This window comes from Mesorhizobium sp. B3-1-8 (genome assembly GCF_006439495.1).
Taxonomy (GTDB): Bacteria; Pseudomonadota; Alphaproteobacteria; order Rhizobiales; family Rhizobiaceae; genus Mesorhizobium.
Map to the genome: position 1 here is coordinate 1 of NZ_VFTK01000017.1, position 26,131 is coordinate 26,131.

The 26,131-nt window shown below is 64.4% G+C and carries 28 protein-coding genes, 1 tRNA gene and 1 pseudogene; 13 read left to right on the forward strand and 17 right to left on the reverse strand.

From position 1 onward, the window contains the following. From trkD to FJ424_RS16940, 3 genes and pseudogenes are all read left to right on the forward strand, one after another. Positions 1 to 228: pseudogene (gene trkD, locus FJ424_RS16930) on the forward strand (potassium transporter Kup); the annotation flags it as partial. Between the two features lie 147 nt (positions 229 to 375). Then, entirely contained in the window at positions 376 to 2,292 is a 1,917-nt protein-coding gene (locus tag FJ424_RS16935; protein WP_140644240.1) for a potassium transporter Kup, read from the forward strand. 74 nt (positions 2,293 to 2,366) lie between these two features. Then, positions 2,367 to 3,407 carry an aldehyde reductase gene (locus FJ424_RS16940; protein WP_140655192.1) on the forward strand — a complete coding sequence of 347 codons (1,041 nt, stop codon included), beginning with the start codon at positions 2,367 to 2,369 and terminating at the stop codon, positions 3,405 to 3,407. Between the two features lie 38 nt (positions 3,408 to 3,445). On the opposite strand, the gene FJ424_RS16945 is transcribed toward FJ424_RS16940, so the two are convergent. Further along, complete coding sequence (locus FJ424_RS16945; protein ID WP_140655195.1) at positions 3,446 to 4,339, reverse strand: SDR family oxidoreductase; 894 nt, start codon at positions 4,337 to 4,339, stop codon at positions 3,446 to 3,448. Between the two features lie 168 nt (positions 4,340 to 4,507). Between FJ424_RS16945 and FJ424_RS16950 the strand changes: the two genes are divergently transcribed. Together FJ424_RS16950 and FJ424_RS16955 are read left to right on the forward strand one after the other, a co-directional pair. After that, on the forward strand, positions 4,508 to 4,915 hold the full coding sequence (locus FJ424_RS16950; protein WP_140655198.1) for a helix-turn-helix domain-containing protein: 408 nt from the start codon (positions 4,508 to 4,510) through the stop codon (positions 4,913 to 4,915). 73 nt (positions 4,916 to 4,988) lie between these two features. Continuing rightward, on the forward strand, positions 4,989 to 6,218 hold the full coding sequence (locus FJ424_RS16955) for an NAD(P)/FAD-dependent oxidoreductase (protein WP_140655202.1): 1,230 nt from the start codon (positions 4,989 to 4,991) through the stop codon (positions 6,216 to 6,218). Here FJ424_RS16955 and FJ424_RS16960 read toward each other — a convergent pair. Both FJ424_RS16960 and FJ424_RS16965 read right to left on the reverse strand, forming a co-directional pair. Beyond that, complete coding sequence (locus FJ424_RS16960; protein ID WP_181182082.1) at positions 6,172 to 6,891, reverse strand: glutathione S-transferase family protein; 720 nt, start codon at positions 6,889 to 6,891, stop codon at positions 6,172 to 6,174. The genes FJ424_RS16955 and FJ424_RS16960 overlap by 47 nt on opposite strands. 1 nt (position 6,892) lies before the next feature. Continuing rightward, positions 6,893 to 7,198, reverse strand: a complete 306-nt coding sequence (locus FJ424_RS16965; RefSeq protein WP_140655208.1) for a Rieske (2Fe-2S) protein — start codon at positions 7,196 to 7,198, stop codon at positions 6,893 to 6,895. Positions 7,199 to 7,294: 96 nt separating this feature from the next. Here FJ424_RS16965 and FJ424_RS16970 point away from each other — a divergent pair, with 96 nt between their 5' ends. Beyond that, positions 7,295 to 7,750, forward strand: a complete 456-nt coding sequence (locus FJ424_RS16970; protein WP_140655211.1) for a MarR family winged helix-turn-helix transcriptional regulator — start codon at positions 7,295 to 7,297, stop codon at positions 7,748 to 7,750. A gap of 21 nt (positions 7,751 to 7,771) precedes the next feature. Here the strand turns inward: FJ424_RS16970 and FJ424_RS16975 are convergent, their stop codons facing one another. Next, positions 7,772 to 8,203 carry a DUF1772 domain-containing protein gene (locus FJ424_RS16975; protein WP_181182084.1) on the reverse strand — a complete coding sequence of 144 codons (432 nt, stop codon included), beginning with the start codon at positions 8,201 to 8,203 and terminating at the stop codon, positions 7,772 to 7,774. Between the two features lie 122 nt (positions 8,204 to 8,325). Between FJ424_RS16975 and FJ424_RS16980 the strand changes: the two genes are divergently transcribed. Both FJ424_RS16980 and ilvC read left to right on the forward strand, forming a co-directional pair. Continuing rightward, the gene (locus FJ424_RS16980; protein ID WP_140655217.1) at positions 8,326 to 8,979 is read left to right on the forward strand and encodes a TetR/AcrR family transcriptional regulator; all 654 of its coding nucleotides are present in this window, start codon (positions 8,326 to 8,328) and stop codon (positions 8,977 to 8,979) included. 25 nt (positions 8,980 to 9,004) lie between these two features. Continuing rightward, the gene (gene ilvC, locus FJ424_RS16985; protein WP_140644260.1) at positions 9,005 to 10,024 is read left to right on the forward strand and encodes a ketol-acid reductoisomerase; all 1,020 of its coding nucleotides are present in this window, start codon (positions 9,005 to 9,007) and stop codon (positions 10,022 to 10,024) included. Between the two features lie 39 nt (positions 10,025 to 10,063). Here the strand turns inward: ilvC and FJ424_RS16990 are convergent, their stop codons facing one another. The 3 genes from FJ424_RS16990 to FJ424_RS17000 form a co-directional block, all read right to left on the reverse strand. After that, complete coding sequence (locus FJ424_RS16990) at positions 10,064 to 10,642, reverse strand: hypothetical protein (protein ID WP_140655220.1); 579 nt, start codon at positions 10,640 to 10,642, stop codon at positions 10,064 to 10,066. A gap of 162 nt (positions 10,643 to 10,804) precedes the next feature. After that, positions 10,805 to 11,089 carry a PilZ domain-containing protein gene (locus tag FJ424_RS16995; protein ID WP_140655222.1) on the reverse strand — a complete coding sequence of 95 codons (285 nt, stop codon included), beginning with the start codon at positions 11,087 to 11,089 and terminating at the stop codon, positions 10,805 to 10,807. 171 nt (positions 11,090 to 11,260) lie between these two features. Continuing rightward, positions 11,261 to 11,845: a BA14K family protein gene (locus tag FJ424_RS17000; RefSeq protein WP_140655225.1), complete on the reverse strand. Its 585-nt coding sequence runs from the start codon at positions 11,843 to 11,845 to the stop codon at positions 11,261 to 11,263. Positions 11,846 to 12,011: 166 nt separating this feature from the next. Here FJ424_RS17000 and FJ424_RS17005 point away from each other — a divergent pair, with 166 nt between their 5' ends. After that, the gene (locus FJ424_RS17005) at positions 12,012 to 13,124 is read left to right on the forward strand and encodes an endonuclease/exonuclease/phosphatase family protein (RefSeq protein WP_140655229.1); all 1,113 of its coding nucleotides are present in this window, start codon (positions 12,012 to 12,014) and stop codon (positions 13,122 to 13,124) included. Positions 13,125 to 13,129: 5 nt separating this feature from the next. Beyond that, the gene (locus FJ424_RS17010) at positions 13,130 to 13,846 is read left to right on the forward strand and encodes a hypothetical protein (RefSeq protein ID WP_140655291.1); all 717 of its coding nucleotides are present in this window, start codon (positions 13,130 to 13,132) and stop codon (positions 13,844 to 13,846) included. A gap of 41 nt (positions 13,847 to 13,887) precedes the next feature. On the opposite strand, the gene FJ424_RS17015 is transcribed toward FJ424_RS17010, so the two are convergent. Genes FJ424_RS17015 through FJ424_RS17025 form a run of 3 tightly spaced genes read right to left on the reverse strand, consistent with a single transcriptional unit; the run spans position 13,888 to position 17,103 of the window. Then, positions 13,888 to 15,108, reverse strand: a complete 1,221-nt coding sequence (locus tag FJ424_RS17015) for an ABC transporter permease (RefSeq protein ID WP_140655232.1) — start codon at positions 15,106 to 15,108, stop codon at positions 13,888 to 13,890. Beyond that, a complete protein-coding gene (locus FJ424_RS17020) occupies positions 15,105 to 15,812 on the reverse strand; it encodes an ABC transporter ATP-binding protein (protein WP_140655236.1) in 708 nt (235 codons plus the stop codon). The genes FJ424_RS17015 and FJ424_RS17020 overlap by 4 nt, the downstream gene beginning before the upstream one ends. A gap of 4 nt (positions 15,813 to 15,816) precedes the next feature. Continuing rightward, positions 15,817 to 17,103, reverse strand: coding sequence for an efflux RND transporter periplasmic adaptor subunit (locus FJ424_RS17025; protein WP_140655239.1), 1,287 nt, complete (start codon positions 17,101 to 17,103; stop codon positions 15,817 to 15,819). A 132-nt stretch (positions 17,104 to 17,235) separates the two neighbouring features. Between FJ424_RS17025 and FJ424_RS17030 the strand changes: the two genes are divergently transcribed. From FJ424_RS17030 to FJ424_RS17040, 3 genes are all read left to right on the forward strand, one after another. Beyond that, a complete protein-coding gene (locus tag FJ424_RS17030; RefSeq protein ID WP_140655242.1) occupies positions 17,236 to 18,138 on the forward strand; it encodes a PhzF family phenazine biosynthesis protein in 903 nt (300 codons plus the stop codon). 160 nt (positions 18,139 to 18,298) lie between these two features. Beyond that, positions 18,299 to 18,374, forward strand: a tRNA-Lys gene (locus FJ424_RS17035). Positions 18,375 to 18,765: 391 nt separating this feature from the next. Continuing rightward, entirely contained in the window at positions 18,766 to 19,602 is an 837-nt protein-coding gene (locus tag FJ424_RS17040; RefSeq protein ID WP_140655244.1) for a hypothetical protein, read from the forward strand. Between the two features lie 204 nt (positions 19,603 to 19,806). On the opposite strand, the gene cobT is transcribed toward FJ424_RS17040, so the two are convergent. Genes cobT through cbiE form a run of 7 tightly spaced genes read right to left on the reverse strand, consistent with a single transcriptional unit; the run spans position 19,807 to position 26,131 of the window. Beyond that, positions 19,807 to 20,832, reverse strand: a complete 1,026-nt coding sequence (gene cobT / locus FJ424_RS17045) for a nicotinate-nucleotide--dimethylbenzimidazole phosphoribosyltransferase (protein ID WP_140655247.1) — start codon at positions 20,830 to 20,832, stop codon at positions 19,807 to 19,809. Between the two features lie 24 nt (positions 20,833 to 20,856). Continuing rightward, positions 20,857 to 21,624 carry an adenosylcobinamide-GDP ribazoletransferase gene (cobS, locus tag FJ424_RS17050; RefSeq protein ID WP_140655250.1) on the reverse strand — a complete coding sequence of 256 codons (768 nt, stop codon included), beginning with the start codon at positions 21,622 to 21,624 and terminating at the stop codon, positions 20,857 to 20,859. After that, a complete protein-coding gene (locus FJ424_RS17055; RefSeq protein ID WP_140655252.1) occupies positions 21,621 to 22,937 on the reverse strand; it encodes a cobyrinate a,c-diamide synthase in 1,317 nt (438 codons plus the stop codon). The genes cobS and FJ424_RS17055 overlap by 4 nt, the downstream gene beginning before the upstream one ends. Then, positions 22,934 to 23,749 carry a uroporphyrinogen-III C-methyltransferase gene (gene cobA, locus FJ424_RS17060; protein WP_140655255.1) on the reverse strand — a complete coding sequence of 272 codons (816 nt, stop codon included), beginning with the start codon at positions 23,747 to 23,749 and terminating at the stop codon, positions 22,934 to 22,936. Before cobA ends, FJ424_RS17055 begins: the two co-directional genes overlap by 4 nt. Then, entirely contained in the window at positions 23,746 to 24,510 is a 765-nt protein-coding gene (gene cobM / locus FJ424_RS17065) for a precorrin-4 C(11)-methyltransferase (protein WP_140655258.1), read from the reverse strand. The genes cobA and cobM overlap by 4 nt, the downstream gene beginning before the upstream one ends. Further along, positions 24,507 to 24,893 carry a cobalamin biosynthesis protein gene (locus tag FJ424_RS17070; protein WP_140644287.1) on the reverse strand — a complete coding sequence of 129 codons (387 nt, stop codon included), beginning with the start codon at positions 24,891 to 24,893 and terminating at the stop codon, positions 24,507 to 24,509. The genes cobM and FJ424_RS17070 overlap by 4 nt, the downstream gene beginning before the upstream one ends. Then, positions 24,890 to 26,131, reverse strand: a complete 1,242-nt coding sequence (gene cbiE / locus FJ424_RS17075) for a precorrin-6y C5,15-methyltransferase (decarboxylating) subunit CbiE (RefSeq protein WP_140655260.1) — start codon at positions 26,129 to 26,131, stop codon at positions 24,890 to 24,892. The genes FJ424_RS17070 and cbiE overlap by 4 nt, the downstream gene beginning before the upstream one ends.

A 26,131-nucleotide genomic window follows, 5' to 3' on the forward strand; every position in this document is an offset into this window, starting at 1 on the left:
ATCCCGCGCGCGCTGGCGATCTGCCGCAAGCAGGGCTGGAAGTTCGACATCATGACGACGTCGTTCTTCCTGTCGCGTCGCTCACTGAAGGCGTCGCCCAATTCCGGCATGCCGGTCTGGCAGGACCGGCTGTTCATAAGCCTGGCGCGCTCGGCCGCGGATGCGACCGAGTATTTCCAGATTCCGACGGGGCGCGTGGTGGAGATCGGCACGCAGGTAGCGATTTGACAGCCTCGATCTACGCCGGATGAAGAAGCCCGCGCGTACCGTATATTGAAAGCCCTGCGTCGGCGGCATGGGAGCCCTTACGTCGGGGCACTTGATATTGCACCGCAGCAAGCGTAGAGCACCGCGCGTTTTATCGGAGTGTCGTCCATGGCCCTTGCCAATGGTGCTGAGGCAGAACCCGTCGACCAATCGAGCCATCCCGAAATAGAGCAGCACAGCACCAAGGTGCTGATGCTGGGCGCGCTCGGCGTGGTCTATGGCGACATCGGCACCAGCCCGATCTACGCGTTTCGCGAAGCGTTGCATGCTTCCTCGGGCGGCGACGTCGCCAACCGCGCCGACATTCTGGGCGTGCTGTCGCTGATCATCTGGTCGCTCACGATTACAGTGACGATCAAGTACATCATGTTCGTGTTGCGCGCCGACAACCGCGGCGAGGGCGGCGTGCTGTCATTGATGGCGCTGGCGCGCGGTACCTTCCCGACACGCTCGGCGATCGTGCTGGGCATCGGTATCGTGGGCGCATCGCTGTTCTTCGGCGACGCGGTTATCACGCCCGCCATCTCGGTGCTGTCGGCGGTCGAGGGCATGAATGTCGTCACACCTGCCTTCCAGCCCTATGTCGTGCCGCTGACCCTTTTGATCCTTGCGATGCTGTTTGCTGTGCAACGCTTCGGCACCGGCGGCGTGGGCCTGGTGTTCGGCCCGGTTACCGCCGTCTGGTTTCTCGCGATCGGCCTGTCCGGTCTCAATCACATCATCGACGACCCGGAAATCCTGTGGGCCATAAGCCCGCATTACATCGTGGCCTTCTTCATCAATTCACCGGATGTGTCTTTCGTCACGGTCGGCGCCGTCTTCCTGGCGGTCACCGGCGCCGAGGCGCTCTACGCGGACCTCGGCCATTTCGGCCGCAAGCCGATCGTGCTGGCGTGGCTGGCGATCGTGTTCCCCTGCCTGCTTTTGAACTATGCCGGGCAGGGCGCCTTCGTGCTTGCCAAGGGCGGCACGGTCGGCCATCCGTTCTTCGAGATGAACGAGGGCTGGGCGCTGATCCCGATGGTGGTGCTGGCGGCGGCGGCGACGGTCATCGCCAGCCAGGCGGTGATCTCCGGCGCCTATTCGCTCACCCGGCAGGCCGTGCAGCTCAACATGCTGCCGCGGCTGGAAATCCTGCATACGTCGGAAAAGCAGTCCGGCCAGGTCTACATGCCGCGCGTCAACATGCTGATCGCGCTCGTCGTCATGATGCTCGTGGTCGGCTTCGGCGAATCCAGCAAGCTCGCCTCGGCCTATGGCATCTCGGTGACCGGCAACATGCTGGTGACGACGACGCTGCTGTTCATCGTCATGACGCGCATCTGGAAATGGAACATCTGGCCGGCCATAGCACTCACCGCGGTGTTTGCCCTGATCGATATCGGCTTCTTCGCCTCCAACATCGTCAAGGTGTTCGAGGGCGGCTGGGCGTCGCTCGCGGTCGCCTTCGCCATCATCCTTGGCATGTGGACCTGGGTGCGCGGCAGCCGCTATCTGTTCGACAAGACGCGCCGCAACGAGATCCCGCTCGATTTTCTGGCGGGGAACCTTCTGAAGAAGAAACCGCAACTGGTGTCCGGCACCGCGGTGTTCCTGACCAGCGATCCGCTGAGCGCGCCGACCGCGCTGATGCACAGCCTCAAGCACTACAAGGTGCTGCATGAAAAGAATGTCATCCTGTCGGTGGTGACGGCGCCGCAACCGGTGGTGCCCGACAGCGAGCGCGTGAAGCTGGAGACGGTCAACGAGCTGTTCATGCGCGTGACCTTGACCTTCGGTTACATGGAGCAGCCGAACATCCCGCGCGCGCTGGCGATCTGCCGCAAGCAGGGCTGGAAGTTCGACATCATGACGACGTCGTTCTTCCTGTCGCGGCGCTCGCTGAAGGCGTCGCCCAATTCCGGCATGCCGATCTGGCAGGACCGGCTGTTCATCGGCCTGGCGAAAACGGCGGCGGACGCGACGGAGTATTTCCAGATTCCCACCGGGCGCGTGGTGGAGATTGGCACGCAGGTCGCGATCTGACAGACTGCGCCGCATAGGCTGACGTCCCGCAATTGCGGATGGAAGACGCGGTTGCTTTCGAAAGAGGCGGGGGCATGAGCGACGGGTTGGTGCTTGTGACCGGCGGGTCCGGCTTCCTTGGCGCTCATTGCATCCTGTCGCTTTTGAACGCCGGCTACCGCGTGCGCACGACGGTGCGCTCGGCCAAGCGCGAAGCCGATGTTCTTGCCATGCTGAAGGTCGGCGGCGCCGAGCCGGGCGACGCGCTTTCCTTCGCTTATGCCGATCTCATGAGCGACAAGGGCTGGCCCGAAGCGGTTGCCGGATGCCGATATGTCCTGCACGTCGCTTCGCCCTTTCCGCCCGGCGTGCCGAAACACGAGGACGACCTGATCGTTCCGGCCAGGGAAGGGGCGTTGCGCGTGCTGCGCGCCGCCCACGATGCCGGCGTCGAACGGGTCGTGCTCACCTCGTCCTTTGCCGCCATCGGCTATGGCCAGGTACCGGTTCCCGGCCGTCCGTTCACGGAAGAGAACTGGACCGATCTGTCGCAGAAGGTGAGCGCCTACGTGAAATCGAAGACGCTGGCCGAGCGTGCGGCCTGGGATTTCATCGATCGCGAAAGCGGCGCCTTGGAATTGGCGGTCGTCAATCCGGTCGGCATCTTCGGGCCGGTCCTGGGGCCGGATCATTCGACCTCTACGGACTTCATCAGGCGTTTGATGGATGGCGAGATGCCCGGCTTGCCGCGCATGGCGTTCGGCGTGGTCGACGTGCGCGACGTCGCCGACCTGCATCTGCGCGCCATGACCAACCCCGCCGCCAGGGGCGAGCGGTTCCTGGCCATCAGCGGCGACTTCATGACGATGCTCGAGCTCGCGCGGACGCTGAAGGCGCGGCTTGGCAACGCAGGATCGCGTATTACGACGAGGGAGCTGCCGGACTGGCTGGTCCGGATCGTCGGCCTGTTCGATGGGCAAGCGGCCCAGATCGTGACGGAACTGGGCAAGCCGAGAAACGCCACGAGCGCCAAGGCCGTGCACCTGCTCGGCTGGACGCCGCGATCACGCGAAGACGCGCTTGTGGCGACCAGCGAGAGCCTGATCCGGCTCGGATTGCTCAAGAAAACGAAGTGAGGCGCGCCGGGGGACGGCTTCCCCAGGCGCGCCAGACTTCAGCCGAGCAGGGCAGCCTTGTTCGTCTCGAGGAACTGCTTCAGCGTCCGCGGCTTGCGGCCAGATAGTTTTTCGACGGCATCGGTCACCTCTGCAATGCGGCTGGCGCGGGTGTTGGCGTCGAAGGAGACGATGATGCGGGCGAAATCTTCGGGAACGCCGGCCGCTTTCACCCCTTCGGTCAGCGCCTCGTCCGGCAGTTGGATGACTTCCAGCGGCTTGCCGGTGACTTCGCTCACCAGAGCGGCGATCTCGCCCACGGTATGGGCCTGCGGACCGGTCAGCGTGTAGATCCTGCTCTCTTTCGTGCCGGAAGCGAGGCCGGCGGCAATGGCGGCCGCCATGTCGTCGCGCGCGCCGTGGGCGATGCGTCCGTCGGCGGCCGACGTGTACCACTTGCCCGACGAAATGGCATGCGGAAGCGACATGAACAGGTTCTCCTGGTACCAGCCGTTGCGGAAGATGGTGTAGGGGATGCCGCTCGCCTTGATCGCCTGCTCGGTGCCGTAGTGGTCGCCGGCGAACAGCACTGGCGAGCCGGGCTCCGGATTGGGCATCGAGGTGTAGAGCAGATGCGAAACGCCTGCCGCCTTGGCCGCCGTGACCGCGGTCTCATGCTGCTTCAGGCGCCGGCCGGTTTTGAGGTCAAGGTCGCCGGTCGAGATTATCAGCACCTTGTCGGCGCCGCTGAATGCCTTCTCGAGCGAGGCCTTGTCATTGAAATCGGCGGCCCTGACGGTAACGCCGCGCGCCGCGAGATCCGCGAGGTTTTCGGGATTGCGCGTGGCGGCGATGATGCTTTCCGGCGCAATTTTCTGCGCTTCCAGCAAGTGATCGATGACGGCGCGGCCAAGCTGGCCGGAGGCACCGGTGACGAGGAGTGTTTCGGTCATGGGAGGTTCCTGAATTGCGCCGATTGGCGGGTGCTGAGGTAGTCTCAAAAAGAGAGCAGCACTAAAATAGGAATTGACCTCAAGCCGTAAAGAAGGCAGTTTTTCGGGAGGTAGGCACGGCGAGGGAACCACCCCGGCCGGTCGAAATTTCGATCAGTGGATGTCGCGATGGACAGCAAGATCTTCAATCTCAAAGCCAAGCTCGAGATCTATAAGGCCATGACGAACGGCGCCAATTTCGCCGACTGTCCGGTCCGCGACGTGATCCAGGGCATCAATGGCAAATGGAGCTCGCTGCTGGTGATGGCGCTGGCCGAGAAGCCCTATCGGTTTGGCGAATTGCGACGGCTGGTTCCCGACATCTCACAGCGCATGCTGACACAAACGCTCCACGACCTGCAGCGCGATGGCTATGTTCATCGCGAAGTGTTTCCGACCAAGCCGCCGAGCGTGGAATACAGCTTGACCGATCTTGGGCGCTCGATGTTCGCACCCCTGCAGATGCTGATCCAGTGGGCCGAGCTCAACCATGACGCCGTGCGCGCGGCCCGCGCAGCTTTCGATGCCCAAACTTGATGGGCGTCAAAGCGCCAGCTTGATTTGACGATACCGGTGGGAGATTGTCGCGCCGGCTTGGCTTGGGCGGGCGATGAGCAGATCTTACGACATAGCGATTGCCGGCGCCGGGCCGGCCGGACTGGCGGCAGGGCTCTATCTCAACCGGGCAGGGCACAAGGTCACCATTTTCGAGCGTTTCGACGCGCCGAAGCCCCTCGGCTCCGGCCTCATCCTGCAGCCGACCGGGTTGACCGTGCTCGCCGATCTCGGCCTGCTCGCCGAGATTCTTTCGCTTGGCAGCCGGATCGAGCGGCTGCACGGCACCGACGCCGGCAGCGGCCGCACCGTGCTCGAAGTCCGCTACGACGCGCGGCGCGGCCGCCGCTTCGGCCTCGCGGTGCACCGGGCGGCGCTGTTCGGCGTGCTCTACCGCGCTGCCTTGCGCGAAGCGATCACCATCGAAACCAATGTCGAGGTCGGGACGCTGGAGGCGGCCGAGCGCGCGACGCTCGTCTGCGGTAACGGCAGGCGGCTCGGCCCATTCGACCTCATCGTCGATGCCAGCGGCGCGCGCTCGAAGCTGCGGCACTATCTTGGCGATGCCGCGATGCCGCGGCCGCTCACCTATGGGGCATTCTGGGCGTCGCTCGGCTGGCGCGACGGCTTCGACGAACGCGCGCTGCTGCAGCGCTACGACAAGGCAAGCGTCATGGTCGGCGTGCTGCCGATCGGCCGGCCGGAGCCCGGCGCGGAAGACATGGCGGCGTTCTTCTGGAGCCTCAAGCCGGCCGACGCCGAACAGGTGAAGGCGAAGGGGCTCGACGCCTGGAAGGCGAGGGTGGTTTCGGTATGGCCCGAGTGCGAGGCTTTCACCAGTCAGATCGACAGTTTCGAGCAGTTCTCGCTCGCCCGCTATGGCCACCACACGATGACGCTGCCGGCCGGCCGACGGCTTGCCGTCATCGGCGACGCCGCGCATTCGACCAGCCCGCAACTCGGGCAAGGCGCGAACATGGCGCTGCTCGACGCCGCCGCGCTCAGCCATGGGCTGGCGCGGACGAACGGCATCGACGGCGCGCTGGAGGCCTATGCGAGCGCGCGCCGTTGGCACGTGCGCGTATTCCAGGCGCTGTCGCTGTCGCTGACGCCGTTCTACCAATCGGATTCCGCGGCCTTGCCCTTTGTCCGCGACCGCATGGTGGCGGCGCTGGCGAGGATTCCGCCGGGACCGCAATTCCTCGCCGCCATGGTCGCCGGTACGGTGATCGACCCGTTCAGGCGGATCGGGCTTGCGGAGTTGCAGTGGCCTGCCGCTGGATGATCCCAGACAGATAAGATTGCTTTGCCAGAAGGAAGGCGTGCAGCCGCCGCGGATAGTCCGGACCGACGGCTTCGGTCACCGACCGGCGTTCGCTCAAGGCCTCGCGCCAGGCCTGGACGAGCGGCTTGCCGTCAAGAATGCCGAAATAGACGATGCGGTCGAACGTGTCGAAATAACGGAAGATCGGCCCGTAGACGGCATCGACCAGAGAAAAGCGCTCGCCGGCGAACCACGGACCGCTTGGCCTTGCCGACAGTTCTGCTTCCAGACGTGCAAACATCCCGGACAAGCCTCTGCTTTCATCGAGGAAAGCAGCTTCGTCGGCAGCTGAATAGAAACGGCCTATGGCGTTGAGGATGGCCGAGCCGAATTCGATCCAGGCGCGATGCCTGGCCCGCGCCAGCGGATCGGCCGGATGCAAGGGATTGGCCTCTGTCTCCTCGAGGAGTTCGAGGATGACGGCGGATTCGAAAATCACATCCTGCGCATTGCCGTGCCGGACGCGCAGCAGCGGCACCTTGCCAAGCGGCGAGATCGCCTTGAACCAGTCGGGTTTGTTGGAGAGGTCGACATCGATCCGCTCGAACGGCACGCCTTTTTCGGCAAGCGCAATCGCCGCGCGCTGGACGTAGGGGCACAAGTGATGGCTGACGAGGGTGAGCCTTGCGGTCATCTCACTCTCCCCAGACATAGTTCAGCGCGCCATCCTCGACGCGGGTCGATAGGAACATCAGGCGCGAGCCCTTCGGCGCCGGGCCTTTCAGGCGCTCGCCGTTTTCCATGTCGAATTTCGCGCCATGCCACTGGCAGACGAAAGCGCCGTCCTTGCAGTCCAGCGGTCCGCCGAAATGCAGGCAGATATTGGCCGCGGCGCGGATGCGCTCGCCGCTGCGCCAGACATGGACCTCGCGGCCGAAGAAAGGCGAAATCAGGCTGCCGTTTTGCGGAATGTCGGCGATCTTGCAGATTTCATGTCTCATCGGTTCTCTCCATATAAATGCATTTGCATCTATATGGATGCGTTTGCATCGATCGTCAAGCTTGATGCAATTGCATCTATCGCTTAGGCTGGCCCGATGACGAAAACATCACCATCACCCGAAGCCGTCATCGCCTGGGCGCGCCTCATGCGCGTCTCGCGCCAACTGGTCGAAAGGACCGAGGGTGCACTGAAAGCCGGCGGGCTGCCGCCGCTCGCCTGGTACGACGTGCTGCACGAGCTTGCCGAAGCGGGCGAGGGGGGGCTCAGGCCGTTCGAGCTGATGGATCGCGTGCTGTTGGCGCAGTACGGCGTTTCAAGGCTGCTGGCCCGGCTCGAGGCGGATGGTCTGGTCGAAAAGCTGCCCGTCTCAGACGACGGCCGGGGTCAGACCGTGCGCATCACGCCAAGCGGTCGCGACATGCGCCGCCGCATCTGGACCGTCTATGGCGCTTCGATCGCGGAACTGATGGGCGACAGGCTTTCCGCCAAGGAGCTAGGGATGCTTGCCGGGTTGCTCGGGCGGCTGCGCGATCCGCCGGTCGCGGACTGAAATCCATGAGCTGACGAGCTTTCACGGCAGGCGCAAGGCCCATAGAAATGCGATCGTCGCCAGCGCGCCCAGCGCGACACGGACCAGATGCATCTTGCCCCACCTGACGATCAATGACCTCGCCTGAGAATTGGGGGCCTCGACATCCATCGCCTCCAGCATCCGGTTCGTCGGCATCATCACCAGCAGCGTCCATGGCCAAGGCAGAATGATGAACAGCGCACCGGCAAGATAGGCTGACGCGCCGGTCAGCCACCAGGCGATCAGGCCGAGAATGCAGGCGACCATGGCAATTGAGGCTTGCATGGCGGCCCCGCGCTTATAAGAGGGCTGCCATTCGCGCAGCAGCGCCTGGTCATCGAGGCCAAGCCGTGCCGGCTGCTCCGCGACGCTGACATAGACAGCGGCGCCGGTGAAGGCGGCGGCTACGGCCAGGGCGAGCAGGCCGACCAGCATCTTATCCCTCCGGCAAGGAAATGGAAAATAGGGCTTGCATGACTTCGGGCAATACGGCATAGAAGCCGAACCGTAACGTACGGTACGCATCGGTCTTGTCGACGTATTCGAGGGCAAACGTGTTGCACAGCGTGCAGGATATCGACAACAGCGAAGCGCTCACCGAGCGCCAGCAGGCCGTTCTGGAGGCGGCACTTCGCCTTTTGGTCGAAGAGGGCGACAACCTGACCATGACGGCGGTGGCGCGGCGGGCAAGCTGTTCCAAGGAAACGCTCTACAAATGGTTCGGCGATCGCGATGGACTGCTCAACGCCACGGTGCAATGGCAGGCGTCCAAGGTGCGTGTCGCGGCCGTCGACCGTGAGAGACTGGATATCGGTTCGCTCACGGCGAGCCTGGAGCGCTTCGCTTCAGATTGGCTGAAGGTTATCTCCAGCGACACTTCGATCGCGCTGAACCGTGTGGCAGTCAGCCATGCCGGTTCCGGCAAGGATGATCTCGGCGCGATCGTGCTGCAGAATGGCCGCTTCGCTCTTGCCAAGCGCCTGAAGCCGGTGCTTGAAGCCGGTCTGCAGGCCGGGCTGCTCGATTTCGAGGACGCCGAGACGGCGTTCAGAACCTTTTTCGGTCTGGTCGGCCGCGACGTGCAGATACGTCTGCTGCTCGGCGACCGGGTGGAATTGACTGGGGCGACGATCGGCGGCGATGCCGCGCGCGCGACGCAACAGTTTCTCGCTCTCTTCGGAGCAAAAACCGGGTCACTGGCCCTCTGATCTTCAAAACGGGAAGGAACACCAAATGCGTGTCTATTACGATCGTGACGCCGATCTCAATCTGATCAAGGGCAAGAAGGTCGCCATTATCGGCTATGGCAGCCAGGGCCGGGCGCATGCGCTCAACCTCAAGGATTCCGGCGTCAAGGAAATCGCCATCGGTCTCAAGGCCGGCTCGGCGACCGCCAAGAAGGTCGAGGCCGACGGGCTCAAGGTGATGAGCGTGGCGGACGCCGCCAAATGGGCCGACCTGATGATGATGGCGACGCCCGATGAATTGCAGGCCGACATCTACAAATCGGAGATCGCTCCGAACATCCGCGACGGTGCGGCGATCGCCTTCGCGCACGGCCTCAACGTGCATTTCGGCCTGATCGAGCCGAAGGCCTCGGTCGACGTCGTCATGATCGCGCCGAAGGGCCCGGGCCACACCGTGCGCGGCGAATACCAGAAGGGCGGCGGCGTGCCGTGCCTTGTCGCCGTCAACCAGGACGCTTCGGGCAACGCGCTCGATCTCGCGCTCTCCTACGCCTGCGGCGTCGGCGGCGGCCGTTCGGGCATCATCGAGACCAATTTCCGCGAGGAATGCGAGACCGACCTGTTCGGCGAGCAGGTCGTGCTGTGCGGCGGTCTGGTCGAACTGATCCGTGCCGGTTTCGAGACGCTGGTGGAAGCCGGCTACGCGCCGGAAATGGCCTATTTCGAGTGCCTGCACGAGGTGAAGCTGATCGTCGACCTGATCTATGAAGGCGGCATCGCCAACATGAACTACTCGATCTCGAACACCGCCGAATGGGGTGAATATGTCTCGGGTCCGCGCATCATCACCGCCGAGACCAAGGCCGAGATGAAGCGCGTGCTGAAGGACATCCAGACCGGCAAGTTCACCTCGGAATGGATGCAGGAATACCGCGCGGGCATGTCGCGCTTCAAGGGCATCCGCCGCAACAACGACAGCCACCAGATCGAGGAAGTCGGCGCCAAACTGCGCGCGATGATGCCGTGGATTTCCAAGAACAAGCTGGTCGACAAGGCTAAGAATTAGGAATTACCAGAGAGGGCGGCTTTTTGACCGCCGCCCTCCTTACCATTCATAGAGCTGGCCGACAAAAATCTTATTTTCTGCCAAAAAGTCGTCCATCTGATCCGTAAAATCGACAATTATCTTAACGAACTTATATATTTCAAAATACTTAACGTATCCGCGATCTGAAACTATTATAATTATTCCATTTATCGATTTCCTTGATGACATTAAATTGTAGTGATCTAATATATCACTTGGATGTCCTCTAAAATAAATTGAGAACTCGGCGTCGCTGTTGATAACGTCGATTGTTTTTGCGTGTATTATGTTTCCAACTATTTCCCAAGCGTTGAAAGATTTTTCTGAATCTTTGATTTCGAGAAGGCCATCTTTCTCGAATGAATTAAATCCCGGTACGCTCTTGTTCTTCAAAAGAGTATGCTGTTTCGTTAGCTCCGCAAGGCGCCTAACCGAGATGCATAGCAGTATCAAATCGCGAATTGCCAATTGCTTGGCTCTCGATTCGTAGTGACCATGACCTATGACTTCAGGAAATGAGGACGTCGAATATGCCGCAAGTCGAGCGGAAAAATCCAAGATGTCTGAATATGCCTGTGTACAAAGGTCTTTATTCAATTCTGAGTTCCTCAGCCGGAATCTCTGCTTGGAGCGTTAGGGCATGTTTGCTACAATGAGCTTCCCCAGGTCTTTTAGCATAATCGGTTGCAGAAAGTTTCTGCAAGGACAGCGGCCGCTAGGTTTATCGGCTAAAGAAGCAAGGATGAATCAGTCAAGCGCCTAGCGGTAGTGCCAGTGCGGCTTGGGCTCGGTGTCGGTGAACTCGACGCCGATGCGATCCTCGCGGCGCCAGCGCACCACTGCCTTGTAGCCGATGCCGTTGACCGGCACATAAAGCAGGAATTCGTCCGGCACGCGCGCATCGATGGGCACTTTCAGCTCGGCGCCGTTCGCATGCATGTTGCGCACCGTGCATCTCACCTCGGAATTGTTGATGCCAGTGAGGATCGCCGCGCCTTTCAGCACGCGGTGCCTGTGTTGGTTTCTGTGTTCGTTTTCGGCCATGGCGGGCACGTCCTGCAACCTGGTCCTGCGAGTCGTCGTGTTGGGGGAGATCGGCATGAATGGATAGAAGCCGCCAATGAATTTAGCGTTATCGCCCGTCGTAGCCACAGGTTGCGGCAAAATAAAACGGCGCCCGCGATGGGCGCCGTTTCATCATTCCTGCCGACGAGCTCAGATATAGGGCGAGATGCACTGCCGGCGCGGACCGTAGTTGGGCCGGAACGTATTGTCCCAGGCCCGATAGGACCGGTAGCGGTCGTAGCACCAGCGGACATGCGCGCTGGACAGCCGCCCGGTCCGGTAGATGCGCCGCGGCTGAGCGTAACGCGGATAGGGATCGTAATAGTAGGGATCGTAGTAGTTGCCGTAGGCCATGCTGCCCAAGCCCAGGCCGAGGCCCAGCCCCAGGATCGCCGCGTCGCCGCCTCGGAAATGCCGGCGGTGGTGGTGCCGCCAGCGCCAATCGCCATCGCCATTCCACCTGCCGCCGTCCCAGTTGCGCGAGAAGTGTCGATTGCCGCCGCGCCACCTGAAGTCGCCGCCGCGATTACGCCAACGCCAATCCTGGAAGCCGCCCCTGTTGTTGTTGCCGCCGGCCCAGCTGTCCCGGACCGGAATGATCTTCGGCGCGGCGGTATTCGTCGCGACGCCAAGATCGGGTTGTAGGATCGGCCCGGCGACCGATGGCGCCGTCACGCCGGTAACGAGGCCCAGGACCAGAAGCCCGGATCTCAGGGAAGAAAAAAGCGGTTTCATTTCACTCTCCAAGGAGTAAAGGCCCCACGCCCAGCACACCCCGGGGAAAGGCCTATTGTTGGAACTTTCCGTCTGAACGGAGGATGAACGGAAAGGTTCCATCAACCATGACGAGTATCGGCCTGGCCCTTGTTTTCGCCCTCGCTTGCAGGCAAAGGTCGCGGCCATGTCGCTGCGCCTCGCCACCTTCAATGTCGAGAACCTGATGAACAGGTTCGATTTCTCGGGCTACCGCAACCAGCTCAATGAAGACCGCACGCTGGCGCTCTTCGACATCAGGAGCGAGGCCGAATACCGCATCCTCGAGCAGGCCCGCGCGATCGCCCAGTCCGACGACACCCGCCAGTTGACGGCGCTCGCCATCGCGGCCACCCGCGCGGACGTCATCTGCATGCAGGAGGTCGACAATATCGAGGCGCTGAAGGCCTTCGAATACCGCTATCTGTTCAAGATGGTCGGGCGGGGGTACCGGCAGAAATACACCGCCGCCGGCAACGATACGCGCGGCATCGATGTCGCCGTGATGATGCGCAACGAAACCGCGCAGGGGCAGCCGATCGAATTCTCGCGCATGACCAGCCACGCCTATGTCACTTTCGAGCAGTTCGGGCTGTTCACGCCGGAGCTCGCCGGGCTCGGCTATCTCGCCAATGAGCGTATCTTTCGCCGCGACTGCCTGGAGATCGACCTGCGGGTCGGCGGCGCGCCGTTGACGCTCTATCTCGTGCATTTCAAATCGATGGGCCCGCCGCGCAACGGGCTGGACGGCCGCGAGGCGTCGATGCCGCTGCGCATCGCCGAGGCGCAGGCGGTGCGCCGTATCATCGAGGAGCGTTTCGGCAAGGACCATGCCGCCGACAAGCGCTGGGTGGTCTGCGGCGACCTGAACGACTACCGGCAACGCGTGAAGGTCGACGGCGATGCCATCGATGGCTACCGTTTCGAGGTTGTCGACGAAGCCCGGTCCTCGATCGACGTGCTTACCGCCGGCGGCTTTTGCGAGAACGTCGTCGAACGGCGGCCGGAGATGGACCGCTGGAGCTTCTACCACACGCGCGGCCCGGAGGAGCGGCATCTCTGCCAGCTCGATTATATCCTGCTGTCGAAGGCGCTTGCCGCGAAGAACGCCACCGCCGTTCCCGACATCATCCGCAACGGCCAGCCCTGGCGCACCATCTTTCCGCCGGGACAGGAGGTCGAGCGTTTCCCGCGCGCCGGCTGGGACAGGCCGAAAGCGTCGGACCACTGCCCGGTGGCGATCACACTGGACATGGCGTGACCGTCTTGAGTTTCGACCTGCCGCGCAATGTCATCTTGCCCGTCGATGCGGTCGACGTCCGTCTCGATACCGGCCCGCATCCCTTCGCGCTGAGTAATGCGGCGGCGATCGCCGAGAACTGGCGGCAGGAAACAGCGGCCAATCCGGCGCTGTTCGACGGCACCGTGGTGCTGCTTTCCGAACTTGCTTACCGAGGCGGGCGCCTCGTCGGCCGCTGCCATGCGGTCAACTACTCGACCTTCCTGCTGTGGCGCAAGCGGCGCGAAATTTCCGGCGCCGAGCATGCCTATGCGCATGCCATGCTGGTCGCCGGCGACAACGCGCTGGTGGCGATCCGCATGGGGCCGCACACCGTCAATGCCGGCCGCGTCTATTTCGCCGCCGGCTCCTTCGAGCCGATCGATTTCCGCGACGGGCTGGTCGATGTCGACTTCAACATGATCCGCGAGGTGCGGGAAGAGACCGGGCTCGACCTGTCGGAGGCCGAGCGTGGACGGCACTATCACGCGCTCTCGACGCCGAGCGGCACGGTGATCTTTCGCCGTTACCGGGTCGCCGAGCCCGCCGACGAGCTGGCACGGCGCATTACGGCCTTCGTCGCCACCGAGACGGACCCGGAGATCGAGGGGCCGGTGATCATCCGCCACGCCGGCGATCTGCCCGACGGGTTGATGCCGCATATGAAGCCGCTGATCGAGTGGCATTTCGCCGGCCACGACTAACCACGCTGGACGTCCGGACGTCAGCAGTCGCTGTGATCTGGCTATTCGTGCCGCAGCGCGTCGATCGGATCGAGGCGGGCGCCGCGCAGCGCCGGGAAGAAGCCGAACACCATGCCGATCAGCGCCGAAAAGCCGACGGCGAGCAGGATGACGGCGGGGCTCGGCGCGAAAGGTATCGTCAACGCCATCGAGGCGAGGCCGGCCAGCGACAGCCCGATCAGGATGCCGATGATGCCGCCAAAGAGCGACAGCACCGTCGCCTCGACCAGGAACTGGATGAGGATGTGCTTCTCATGCGCGCCGATCGCCAGCCTGATGCCGATCTCGCGCGTGCGTTCGGTGACCGAGACCAGCATGATGTTCATGATGCCGATGCCGCCGACCAGCAGGCTGACGCCGGCGACGGCGCCCAGCATGCCGGTCATGGTGGTGGTGGCGCTGGTCATCGCATCGGCGATCTGGGTCATGTCGCGGATGGCGAAATCGGAATCGCGGTCCGGCGTGATGCGGCGCGTGTCGCGCAAGATGTCCTCGACGCGCGGCTGCAGCTCGGTGGTCGGCGTGCGGTCGTCGGCGGCGATATAGATGTTGTCGATGTCGTCGCGGTTGCCGGCGATGCGCCGCTGATAGGCGTGCAGCGGCATCAGCACGACATTGTCCTGGTCCTGGCCGAAGCCGGTATAGCCCTTGGGCTCGAGCAGGCCGATGATCTTGCAGGAGGTGCGGTTGACGCGGATGATCTCGCCCTCCGGATCGCCGGCGCCGAAGAATTGCTGGCGCACGGTTTCGCCGATCAGGCAAACGCCGGCGCCGGCGCGCGTCTCGGAATCGCTGAACGGCCGTCCCGACACCAGTTTCCAGTCGCGGGCGTCGAGATAGGCGCTGTCGGTGCCGGTGACGCCCGAGGTCAAGCTTTCGGTGCCGAAGATGACGCGGACCTGCTTTTGCGAAGCAGGCGAAATCGCGCGCGCGCCGCTCAGATGCGCAACGAGCGCGATGACATCCTTTTCGGCCAGCGGCCGCACCGCCTGGTCGAGACCTCCCGGTCCGCCTGGTCCCGCGGGCCGGCCGGCGCGAACGACGAGAAGGTTGCTGCCAAGCTTGGAAATGTCGGCCTTGACCTTCTCGGTGGTGCCGGAGCCAATGGTGAGCATGGCGATGACGGCCGCGACGCCGATGACGATACCAAGCAGCGTCAGGAACGAGCGCAATACGTTGCGGCGGATCGAGCGCAGCGAGAGGCGGACGGTCTCCCAGATCATGCCGCTTCCTCCGCTTTCAAGGTATCGGAGGCGACATGGCCGTCGAGGAAGCGGATGGTGCGGCCGGCATAGTCCGCGACGTCGGCCTCATGCGTGACCATGACGATCGAGAGCCCGAGCTCGGCGTTGAGCCTGGTCAGCAACTCCATGATCTCGTGCGTGCGCGCGGTGTCGAGATTGCCGGTGGGCTCGTCGGCGACGAGCAGCGTCGGCCTGGTGACGATGGCGCGGGCGATCGCCACGCGCTGCTGCTGGCCGCCCGAAAGCTCGGCCGGGGTGTGGTGCTCGCGCCCGACAAGCCCGACCTCGGCCAGCGCCTGCATTGCAAGGTCGCGGCGCTCGCGCGCGGCGACGCCGCGATAGATCAGCGGCAGCTCGACATTTTCCGCGGCGGTCGTGCGCGGCAGCAGATTGTAGCCCTGGAAGACGAAGCCGACATAGAGGTTGCGCAAAAGCGCGCGACGGTTGCGGTCGAGGCGGCCCGCGTCGACGCCCATGAAGGAGTAAGTTCCGGCCGTCGGCGTGTCGAGGCAGCCGATGATGTTCATCGCCGTCGATTTGCCCGAGCCGGAGGGGCCCATGATGGCGACGAATTCACCTCTGCGGATGGCGAGATCGACGCCGGCCAGCGCATGCACGCGGGCTTCGCCCTCGCCATAGCTTTTCCAGACCTTGTCGAAAGTGATGAGCAGGGGAGCCGACATGTCGTCAGCTCCGCTGCTGCACGCCGGTGATGACTTGCGCGCCCTCGTCGAGGCCGGACGTGATCTCGGTCAACTCGCCGTCGCTCGAGCCGATCTTGACGTTGACGGGGTGCGGCCGGCCGTTCTCCAGCACGTAAAGCGTGCGCGACCCGTCGGTCGGTGCTTTCGTTGCTTCGCGCTGCCGGTTGGGACGGCCCATGCGGCCGGTGAACAGGTCGCTGAAGCTCCAGCCGCGGGCCTGCTGTTGCAGCGGACGATAGCGGAAGGCGGTCGAGGGGACGGTAAGCACGCCCTTGGCCTGCCGGGTCACGACCGATACCGTGGCCGTCATGCCGGGCCGCAAGAGAAGCTCGCCATTGTCGACTTCGAGGCGCGCATTGTAGGTCACGACGCCGTCGGTGGTGACCGAGGCGTAGGAGATATCGCGGATCTCGGCATCGAAGGGCCGGTCCGGGAAAGCGTCGACGGTAAAACGGGCATGCTGGCCGGGCTTAACCTGGCCGATATCGGCCTCGTCGACCGCGGCCTGCAATTCCATGTTGCGAAGGTCGGCGGCGATGACGAAGAGCACCGGCGCCTGCAGCGAGGACGCGACCGTCTGGCCGGGATCGACCGAGCGCGTCAGCACGATGCCGTCGATCGGCGCATAGATGGTGCTCTTGGCGAGATCGGTCTGCTGCGCCTTGAGGTCGGCCTGGGCAATGGCGAGATTGGCTTCGGCGCTGTCGAGCGCCGCCTTGGAACGATCGCGCGTCGCGGTCGCCGCCTCGAGCGACTGGTCCGTCGCCATGCCGCGCTTGGTCAGCGCGCTTGCGCGCACCACCGCGTTCTCGTTCTCCCGCAAGGTGACCTTGGCGTCCTCGACGGCGGCGGCCGCAGCCTTGGCGGAGGCAGTGGCGCGCTCGATCTGGACCTCCAGCTTGGCGGTGTCGAGCGTCGCCAGCACGTCGCCCTTCTTGACCTGCTGGTTTTCATCGGCCGCGACCGAGCGGACGATGCCGGAAAGCTCGCTGGAGATGTCGACCTGGGTCAGCGGCTGCAGGGTGCCGGTGGCCGATACCTCGACGGTGAGGTCGGCGATCGCCGCAGGCACGGCGGTGTATTCAATCCTGGGGGGTGCGGCGGCATACCATCGATAGAGGGCAATGCCGGCCGCGACGATCGCCATCGCCAGCAGCGCGTAGAGCCAGAAGCGGCGTCGCTTGCGGCTTACGCCCTTGCGGTCGAGCCCGAGCGCGGCCTCTATGGAAGTACCGGATTCCGCGTTTGGCGGATTGACAATCTGGTCCACCCCGGACCCCTATGCTGAAAATCGATGTCCCTATCCGTGCACAGATCAGGCCTTAAGGTTCGAATTTCAAATTAAATTTCCCTCATGTTGGGATTGAGGCAGAAATTCGAGGCGAGGTGAAAGGTTTTCTCCATGGCGCGCAATTACTTGCTTTACGATGTGTTTACCACCGAAAGGCTGGTCGGAAATCCGCTTGCCGTGGTGCTCGACAGCGATGGGCTCGACACTGCCGGCATGCAGGCGATCGCGCGCGAATTCAATCTTTCCGAGACGGTGTTCGTGCTGCCTGCCGACAATCCAAAGCACCGCAACCGTATCCGCATCTTCACGCCCGACTACGAAATGCCTTTCGCCGGGCATCCGACGGTCGGCTCGGCGATCGCGCTGGCGGAACTGGCCGGGGAAGCGGCCGGCATCTTCGTGCTGGAGGAGAATATCGGACCGGTGCGCTGCGCGGTGAGCAAGCATGACGGCTCGACCTTCGCCGAGTTCGACCTGGCGAAACTGCCGGAACCGCTGGAGCTCAAGGCCGACCCGGAAGCAATCGGCGCTGCGCTCGGCCTTGCTCCGCACGAGATCGGCTTTGAGAATCACCGCGTCGCCTTCTGGTCTGCCGGCGTGCCTTACGTGACCATTCCGGTCGCGGACCTTGAAGCGGCAGCCAAGATCAGGCTCGATAACCAGGCGTGGTCGGAACTTGCGCCGCGCAAGAGCGACTGGGCCTTCGCCAGCCCCTATGTCTACTGCCGCGAGCGGGTCCATCACGACAGCGCCTTCCATGTGCGCATGATCGTGCCCGGCACGCCTTCCTACGAGGATCCGGCCACGGGTTCGGCCGCGGCGGCCTTTGCCGGCGCCATCATGCATTTCGACGCCCCGACCGACGGCATCTCGCAGCTCTGGATCGAGCAGGGGCTGGAAATGGGCCGGCCGTCGCGCATCCGCCTCGAGCTCAATGTCGATGGCGGGAAACTGGCCTCCGCGCGCATCGGCGGCCATGCGATCAAGATGGCTGAAGGCAAGCTGTTCGTCTGACGCCTGCGGCCTTTTTTGAGCTGGTATGATCTTTTCCGAAAACCGGAATCCACTTTTCGGGTTCATGCCATGTCGATTTGTCGGGAAATGATCCGGCAGGGCTAGACATCACCGAAAGCGGCGGCTATATGCGCCGCCGACGCTGGTTTTCCAGCGGTGTGGGTGTGTAGCTCAGTTGGTAGAGCAGCTGACTCTTAATCAGCGGGTCCACAGTTCGATCCTGTGCACACCCACCATCTAGTCTCTTGTTTTTGCTAGTATTTTACGCCTGCGGAAAACTCCTCTTTTCCGGGTCTTAGCTGGTCGCTGCTCGGAGGCATGGGTGGGGTTGCTTCGGCCAGTCCTGTGATCACGGCCGCTCCCGCAAAATCGCCGGCGAAGGCAGCGTCAGGCTCGAGCCGGAGATAAAGAAGAGCAAAGGCACCGCCACACTGGAGTCTGCGCCGTGGGTATGGACGCTTCCGCTCGTGCGCAATATGGATGGGGACGTGGCCTGTCGCGGCGCTCACATTTTTCGCTGCGTCGCGAAGGCAGACGACGAGACGTTCGTTCAATGATGCTGCGCCGGGCGAGTTGGCCTTTCGATTGAAGCCGCCCTGCAAAGTGTCGATTTCAGGGGAACTGGTCATGACCGACAACAAGCCGGGCGCAGACGTCACCAAGGATTGGCAAGCAACGCAGGGCCAAAAGTCCGCCGCGACGCGCCTCCGCCTTTTCGCCGCGCTCTCGTGGATTATCGCCATTGGCGGCGAGATTGCCGGGATCGTCTTGTTTTACCAGCGCAAGTTCGACCAAGGGAATCTGCCGCTGTTGATCGGCATTCTGGTCGGAATCGCGATTTTCGCAATCGCCGGTAACTTGCTGTGGAAGGCAGCCAACCGGCACGACCCGGCCCGGGCATCCGACACGGCCAGGTTCTTCTTCCAAAACCAGCTCGGCGCGATCATCACGCTGATTGCCTTCCTCCCGTTGATCTTCCTTATCCTCACCGACAAGAACATGGATCCGCAGACCAAGAAGGTAGCCGGCGGAGTAGGTGCCGCGCTGGCCGTGCTTGCGACTGTAATGGGCGTCAGCTTCAAGCCCCCGTCGGTCGAGCAGTACACCCAGGACATGAACACCTGCGCGGCCCAGATCAGGGCGGGACAGCCGACCACGGCCTGTTCGCCCGAAGTCGCCGCCCAGGCTCAGGAGATCGCCACGGACACCTCTGCGGTGACGGCGGCGACGAAGGACGCGAGTCACCCTGCCGGTCAGGATGTCGTGTACTGGATCGCACCGGAAAACGGAGCCGCGAAGTCCTCCGAACCGCATGTTTTCCATCTCTGCGCCGCGGTGAGTCCGTTGAAGGACAAGACCGTGAACAGCGGCTCCGTGACGGAGGCCTATGCGCAGAACGCCATCCGCATCACGAAGCAGATCGAGATGGAACAGAAGCAATGCGGGTTCGCCGCCTCGCAGTGAACCTGCCCGCGATCGCCTCGAAGACGGACTGGGGCGTTTCACCGTTTCACGGAAACGGCGAAACGCCCTATCTCTCCGGCTTAGCTGGAGCAGTTCCGCTCACACTTTTGCTGGGATCGCTCTGACCGGTAGGCCGTCAGCGATCGGAAGAAACAATGCTTCACCGGCGCTTCGGGTGCATCGCACGCAATCCGGGGGTGTCGTCTACTTCTCCGAAACGCCGGCCTCGGCGAAGCTCGCCATCTTCGCATGGCATTCCAAAGCGGAACGGACGATGTTGACGGCAAGACAGGCGCCGGAGCCTTCGCCGAGCCGCATGCCGAGATCGAGCAGCGGCGGCAGGCCCAGCGCTTCGAGCAGGCGGCGGTGGCCGGCTTCGGCCGAGACGTGGGCGGCGACGGTGTGGGCGAGGCCGGTCGGGTGCAGCCTTGCCAATGGCGCGACCGCGGCAGTGCACACAAAGCCGTCGAGCAGCACCGGCACGTTGTTCTTGCGCGCGGCGAGCGTGGCGCCGAAGATCGCCGCCAACTCGCGCCCGCCAAGGGCGGCAGCGATCTTCAGCGGGTCGGAGAGCGAATCGGCATGGCGCTTGAGGCCAGCCTCGATGGCCACGACCTTGCGCTGCAGGCCGGCGTCGTCGACGCCGGTGCCGCGACCCGTCCATTTCTCGGCGCCGCCGCCGAAGAGGGCGGTGGAGATCGCCGCCGCCGGCGTCGTGTTGCCGATGCCCATCTCGCCGAAACAGACGAGATCGAGGTCCTTGGTCACGGCGTCATAGCCGGCCGAGACGGCGGCGAGGAACGTCTGCTCGTCCATCGCCGGAATCTGCGTGAAGTCGCCGGTCGGATGCTCGAGATCGAGCGGGATGACGTCCAGCTTGGCGCCGGCAATGCGGGCAAGCTGGTTGATGGCCGCACCATCGCCGGCGAAATTCGCAACCATTTGCACCGTGACTTCCGAAGGATAGGCAGAGACGCCTTGCGCGGTGACGCCGTGATTGCCGGCGAAGACGAAGACTTTCACAGCATCGAGTTTGGGCATGTCGCGGCGCTGCCAGCGGCCGAGCCAGGCGGCGATGGTTTCCAGCCGGCCGAGGCTGCCCGGCGGCTTGGTCAGCGTGTCCTGGCGGCGGGCAACGGCGCCGGCGGCCGCGTCGCTGCCGGCGGGAAGATCGAGGCAAGCGGCGCGAAGGTCTTCGAGCGATTTGAAGGACGTTGTTTGGGGGGACATGGGGGCAAGGTCTCCGAAAGAGAATCAGGAAAGGCAAACGGATGCGACGAGCAGCACGGCGATCTCGCCGAGCTGCTGCAGCGCGCCGATCGTGTCGCCGGTCTGGCCGCCGATCTGGCTGAGGCAAAGCGCGCGGAAGCCCATGAAGATCAGGCCGAGCAGGATGAGTGCTGCTATCGCGCCGCCAAGGCCGAGCGCCAGCAGCGCCACCGCGCCGAGCGCCGCGCCGACGATGGCGGTCTCGGTCGTGACAGAGCCCGCATTGGCGGACAGACCGTCGGCTCGGGCCGGCGGCAGAAGATGCATGAAGGCGCCGAACAGGCCGCGCGAGGCCGCATGCGCGGCAAGCAGCGCCAGGACGACGTGGCCGGGACCGGTCAGCTCGGACAGCGCGCTCCAGCGGATGAGCAGCGAGACACCGAGCGCCGCCGCGCCATAGGCGCCGATGCGGCTGTCGCGCATGATCTCCAGTTTCCTGTCGCGTGTTCGGCCACCGCCGAAGCCGTCGGCGATGTCGGAAAGCCCGTCCTCATGCAGGCAGCCGGTGACGAGCATCGTCGCGGCGAGCGTGAGCGCGGCGGACGGCCCGGTGGCGAGGTCGAGAACTGCGGCGATGGCGTAGACGAGCGCGCCGATGATCGCCACCGCGAGACCGGCAAAGGGCGCCGCCCAAATCGCGTCGGCAAGGCTGCGGCCGCCGAAATCGCTCGATGGCAATCTCAGCCGGGTGAAGAAGACGAGGCTGAGACCGATATCGTCGAGCAATTGCTTCGGTGCGGAAGGACCGCTCATGCGCCCCTCGCGATGGCATGGAAGAAGGTGCCGCTGACGTGGCCGCGCCGGTAACCGGAGGCGCCGAGCGGATTGCCCTGGCCATCGGCAAGGTCAGCCAGCGGCTCGTCATTGCCCGTGGCGGTCATCTGCGCATAGTGGAATTCATGGCCGCGGATCAGCGTGCCCTCCGGCCCCAACGGGCAGGCGGCGCGCAGCCGCGCCTCGCGATAGCCAAGGTTCATCTTGCGCCTGGCGAAGCTGGTCGAATGGCCAAGCAGGCCGAGCATTTTGTGGCCCTCGCCGTCCGCATCTTCCAGCACTTCGCCCAGCACCATGAAGCCGCCGCACTCGCCGTGAACAGGCTTCGTCGCCGCGAAGCGCACCATTCCCGCCCGGAAGTTCGTCGCGGCCGCGAGCTTGCCGGCATGCAGTTCGGGATAACCGCCGGGCAGCCAGCAGACCTCGCAATCTTCCCTCGGCTTCTCGTCGGCGAGAGGCGAGAAGGGGGCGATCTCGGCGCCGGCCTTGCGCCAATGCGCGGCGACATGCGGATAGAGGAAGGTGAAGGCGGCGTCCTCGGCCAGCGCGATGCGCTGCGCTGGCGGTTGCAAGGCATCGGCGAAGTCGCCGGCTGCCGGCTCCAGCGGGGTCGCCAGCGCCAGAATGGCGTCGATGTCGAGCGATTTTTCGACCATGTCGGCCAGCCGGTCGAGATGCGCCATCAGGTTCTCGTATTCGCCGGCCTGGACGAGGCCGAGATGCCGCTCCGGCAGGTTGAGCGTCGGATCGCGCAGGATGGCGCCGACCACGGGCAGGCCGATCGCCTCGATGGCGTCGCCCGACAGCCGCCGGTGGCGTTCGCTGCCGAGCCGGTTGAGCACGACGCCGGCCATGCGCACATCGGGATCGTAGGTGGCAAAACCCTTGGCCACCGCCGCCGCCGTGGTCGATTGCCCGGAAACGTCGAGCACCAAAAGCACAGGCAAGCCGTAGAGCCGGGCGAGATCGGCGGCCGAGCCGGAGCGGCCCTCCGGCGCGGGGATGCCGTCGAACAGGCCCATCGCGCTTTCGAGGATAACGTATTCGGCATCCTCGGCGGCTTGGCCAGCCAGCGCGTTGAGCAGGGAAGGCGGCATTGCCCAACTGTCGAGGTTGACGCCGGACAGGCCGGTGGCGGCGGCGTGGAAGCCCGGGTCAATATAGTCCGGTCCGGACTTCGCGCCGCGAACTTTCAGGCCGCGCCGGGCGAGCGCGCGCAGCAGGCCGATGGTGACGCTGGTCTTGCCCGAGCCGGAGCGCGGCGCGCCGATGATGATCGCGCGCGCCGTCATGTGCCGCCCGTCAGTGCTGCGCGCATGGCGACGATGCCGCCGACCACGATCAGCGCCGGGGAAGCGAGCCCGGCGGCCGCGGCTTCGTCCGCGATGGTGGCGAGCGTGGCGACGACGATGCGTTCCTGCGGGGTGGTCGCGGCGACGATCACAGCCGCGGGTGTCGATGGCGCGAGGCCGCCGCTCAGCAGCTTTGCCGCGATGACCGGCAGGTTGGCCATGCCCATATAGACGACGACCGGCTGTCCGGTGCGGGCGATTGCCGCCCAATCGATGTCGTCATCGGTGCCGGCCGCATGGCCTGTAGCCAGGATAACGGCCTTGTTGATGCCGCGCATGGTGGTCGGAATGCCGGTGGCTGCCAATGCGCTGAGACCGGAGGTCAGGCCGGAAAGCACCCGGAACGGAATGGTTTCGCCCGCGAGCGCCAAGGCCTCTTCGCCACCGCGGCCGAAAATATAAGGGTCGCCGCCTTTGAGCCGCACGACACGGCGGCCTTCGCGCGCCAACCGTACCAGCAGGGCGTTGATGTCGTCCTGCTTCATCGAGGGCTGGCCACCGCGTTTTCCAGCGTAGAAAAGCTCGGCGCCTTGAGCGACCGCCACGACATCGGGCGAGACCAGCGCGTCATAGACCAGCGCGTCGCATTGCCCGAGCGCCGCCAGCACCTCCAGCGTCAGGCAGCCGGGATCGCCGGGGCCGGCGCCGGCCAGCCAGACATGGCCGGGCTCAAGCTCGCGCGGCTTGAAGTTCAGGCGCGCAAGCGCCTGTTCCACCGTTGCCCGTCCGTTCGTATTGGCGCTGCCGTTCACAATCCGTCCCGTCCGCGAAAACGCCGCTGGTAATGGGCGTCGTACAATGAGCTTTCGCCGAAATCCTGCGCTGCAAGCGCGTTGCCGACAAAGATGATTGCCGTGCGTTCCATCGGGTTTTGCGCCAGCTGCTCCTCGATGGTGCCAAGCGTGCCGGTCAATATGCGCTCATCCGGCCAGGAAGCGCGGAAGACGACCGCGACCGGACATTCGGCGCCGTAAAGCGGCGTGAGATCTGCGACGATGCGATCGATGGCATGAATGGCAAGATGGATGGCGAGCGTGGCGCCGGTGCGGCCGAAGCCGGCCAGCGTCTCGCCCGGCGGCATTTTCGAGGCGCGACCGGAAACGCGGGTCAGCACCAGGCTCTGCGCCAGTTCTGGAATGGTGAGCTCGCGGCGCAGCGCGGCCGCGGCTGCCGCGAAGGAAGGCACGCCCGGGGTCAGCGTATAAGGGATGCCGTGTTTTTCCAGCCGCCTGATCTGTTCGGCCACCGCGCTCCAAACGGAGAGGTCGCCGGAATGCAGCCGCGCTACATCCTGGCCGGCCTTATGCGCGGCGACATATTCGGCCTCGATCTCGTCGAGCGACATCGGCGCGGTATCGATCAATTTGGTGCCAGGCGCGCAATGCTCGAGCAATTCCGGCGCGACGATCGAGCCGGCATGGAGGCAGACCGGACAACTGGCCAGGAGCCGGGCGCCGCGCAGCGTGATGAGATCGGCCGCACCTGGACCGGCGCCGATGAAATGGACGGTCATGCGGTACCTCCGCCAAGAGCGATAGCGCAGGTCACAGGACCGAGCACGATGCGCGGTCCAAGCAGTTTCGCACCTTTTCCGGCCGCGGCCAGAGCCGAGGCTTCCGAAACCGAAGGCGTGCCAGCCTGGGCCTGCGACGCTTCGGACCGACTGACCGTGCCGGACGAGACGGATTGCAGCGCAGCGTCGGACATGATGAGCACGGGGAGGTCGAGGTCTCGGCCGGCAAGGAAGATCGCCGGCTCGTCACGCTTGATTTCGCCCGTCGCCAGCGCGGAAAGCGCCGTCATCGCCAGCCCATGCGCTTCGAGCGCGGTCTCGACCGCTGCGCGAACGTCGCCCGCCGTCACGCCTTTGCGGCTGCCGATGCCCGCGACCATCATGGTTTCACCCAGCTCCACTGCGTCACCGGCATGGCCGGCCGCCACGCCTGCATGGATCCGACAGCTGCCGCGCGCGACAGCGCTATGCGGGTAAGATCGCCGCCGCGGCTGTTGTATTGGTCGAGCAGCAGCGTCTCCATCTCCAGCGTCACCGCGTTGGCGACCAATCGGCCGCCGGAGCGTAACGCCTTGATCGCCTTCTCCAGCACGCCGGTATCGCTGCCGCCGCCGCCGATGAAGATCGCATCCGGCGTTTCGAGCTTGGCGAACGCCTTGGGCGCGGCGCTTTCGACCACGGCAAGGCCCGGCACGCCGCAATGCGCGGCATTGCGGTGGATGCGGGCGGCGCGTTCGCCGTCGGCCTCGATGGCGATGGCGCGCAGCGAGGAATGCGCCAGCATCCATTCGATGCCGATCGAGCCGGAACCGGCGCCGATATCCCACAACAGCTCGCCACGGCGTGGCGCCAGCGCCGACAGCGTGATGGCGCGGATCTCGCGCTTGGTGATCTGGCCGTCATGCTCGAACAGATGGTCGGCAAGGCCGGCGGTCAAGGGCAGGACGCGCGCATCCGGCGTCGATTCAATTTCGAGCGCCAGCACGTTGAGCGGGTTGATGTCTTTGAGATTGAAGGCATCGGCGCGGGAGGTTCGATGCGCCTCATCGGCACCGCCGAGCGCTTCCAGAACCGTCAGCCGCGACGGGCCGAAGCCGAGTTCGTCGAGCAGTGCGGCGATGGCCGCCGGCGCGTCGGCGTCCGATGTCAGGGCAAGGACGCGCGCACCGGGGTGGAGCAAGGGCCGGATCAGGTCGATCGGATGGCCGTGCAGCGAGATGGTCTCGACGTCCTGCAGCGCCCAGCCGAGACGGGAGGCGGCCAGCGACAGCGACGATGGAGCCGGGAGGGCGAGCATCTCATCCGGCTTGACCTTGCGCGCCAGCGTGGCGCCGACACCATGGAAAAACGGGTCGCCGGACGCGAGCACGCAGATTTTTTTGCCCGCGACCGCCAGCACGTCGCGCATTTCGTCATCGAAGGGCGTCGGCCACGGGCGCGCTTCGCCCTTGGCCAGCGACGCGACAAGGCCGAGATGCCGCTTCCCGCCGAAGACGATCTCGGCCTCGGCAATCCGCTGCTTGGCCTCGTCGCCGAGACCCGCTACACCGTCCTCGCCGATGCCGACGATGGTGAGCCACCTCGATGCGGGCTTGGCAGCGCGCGGACCCTTAGCAGGCAT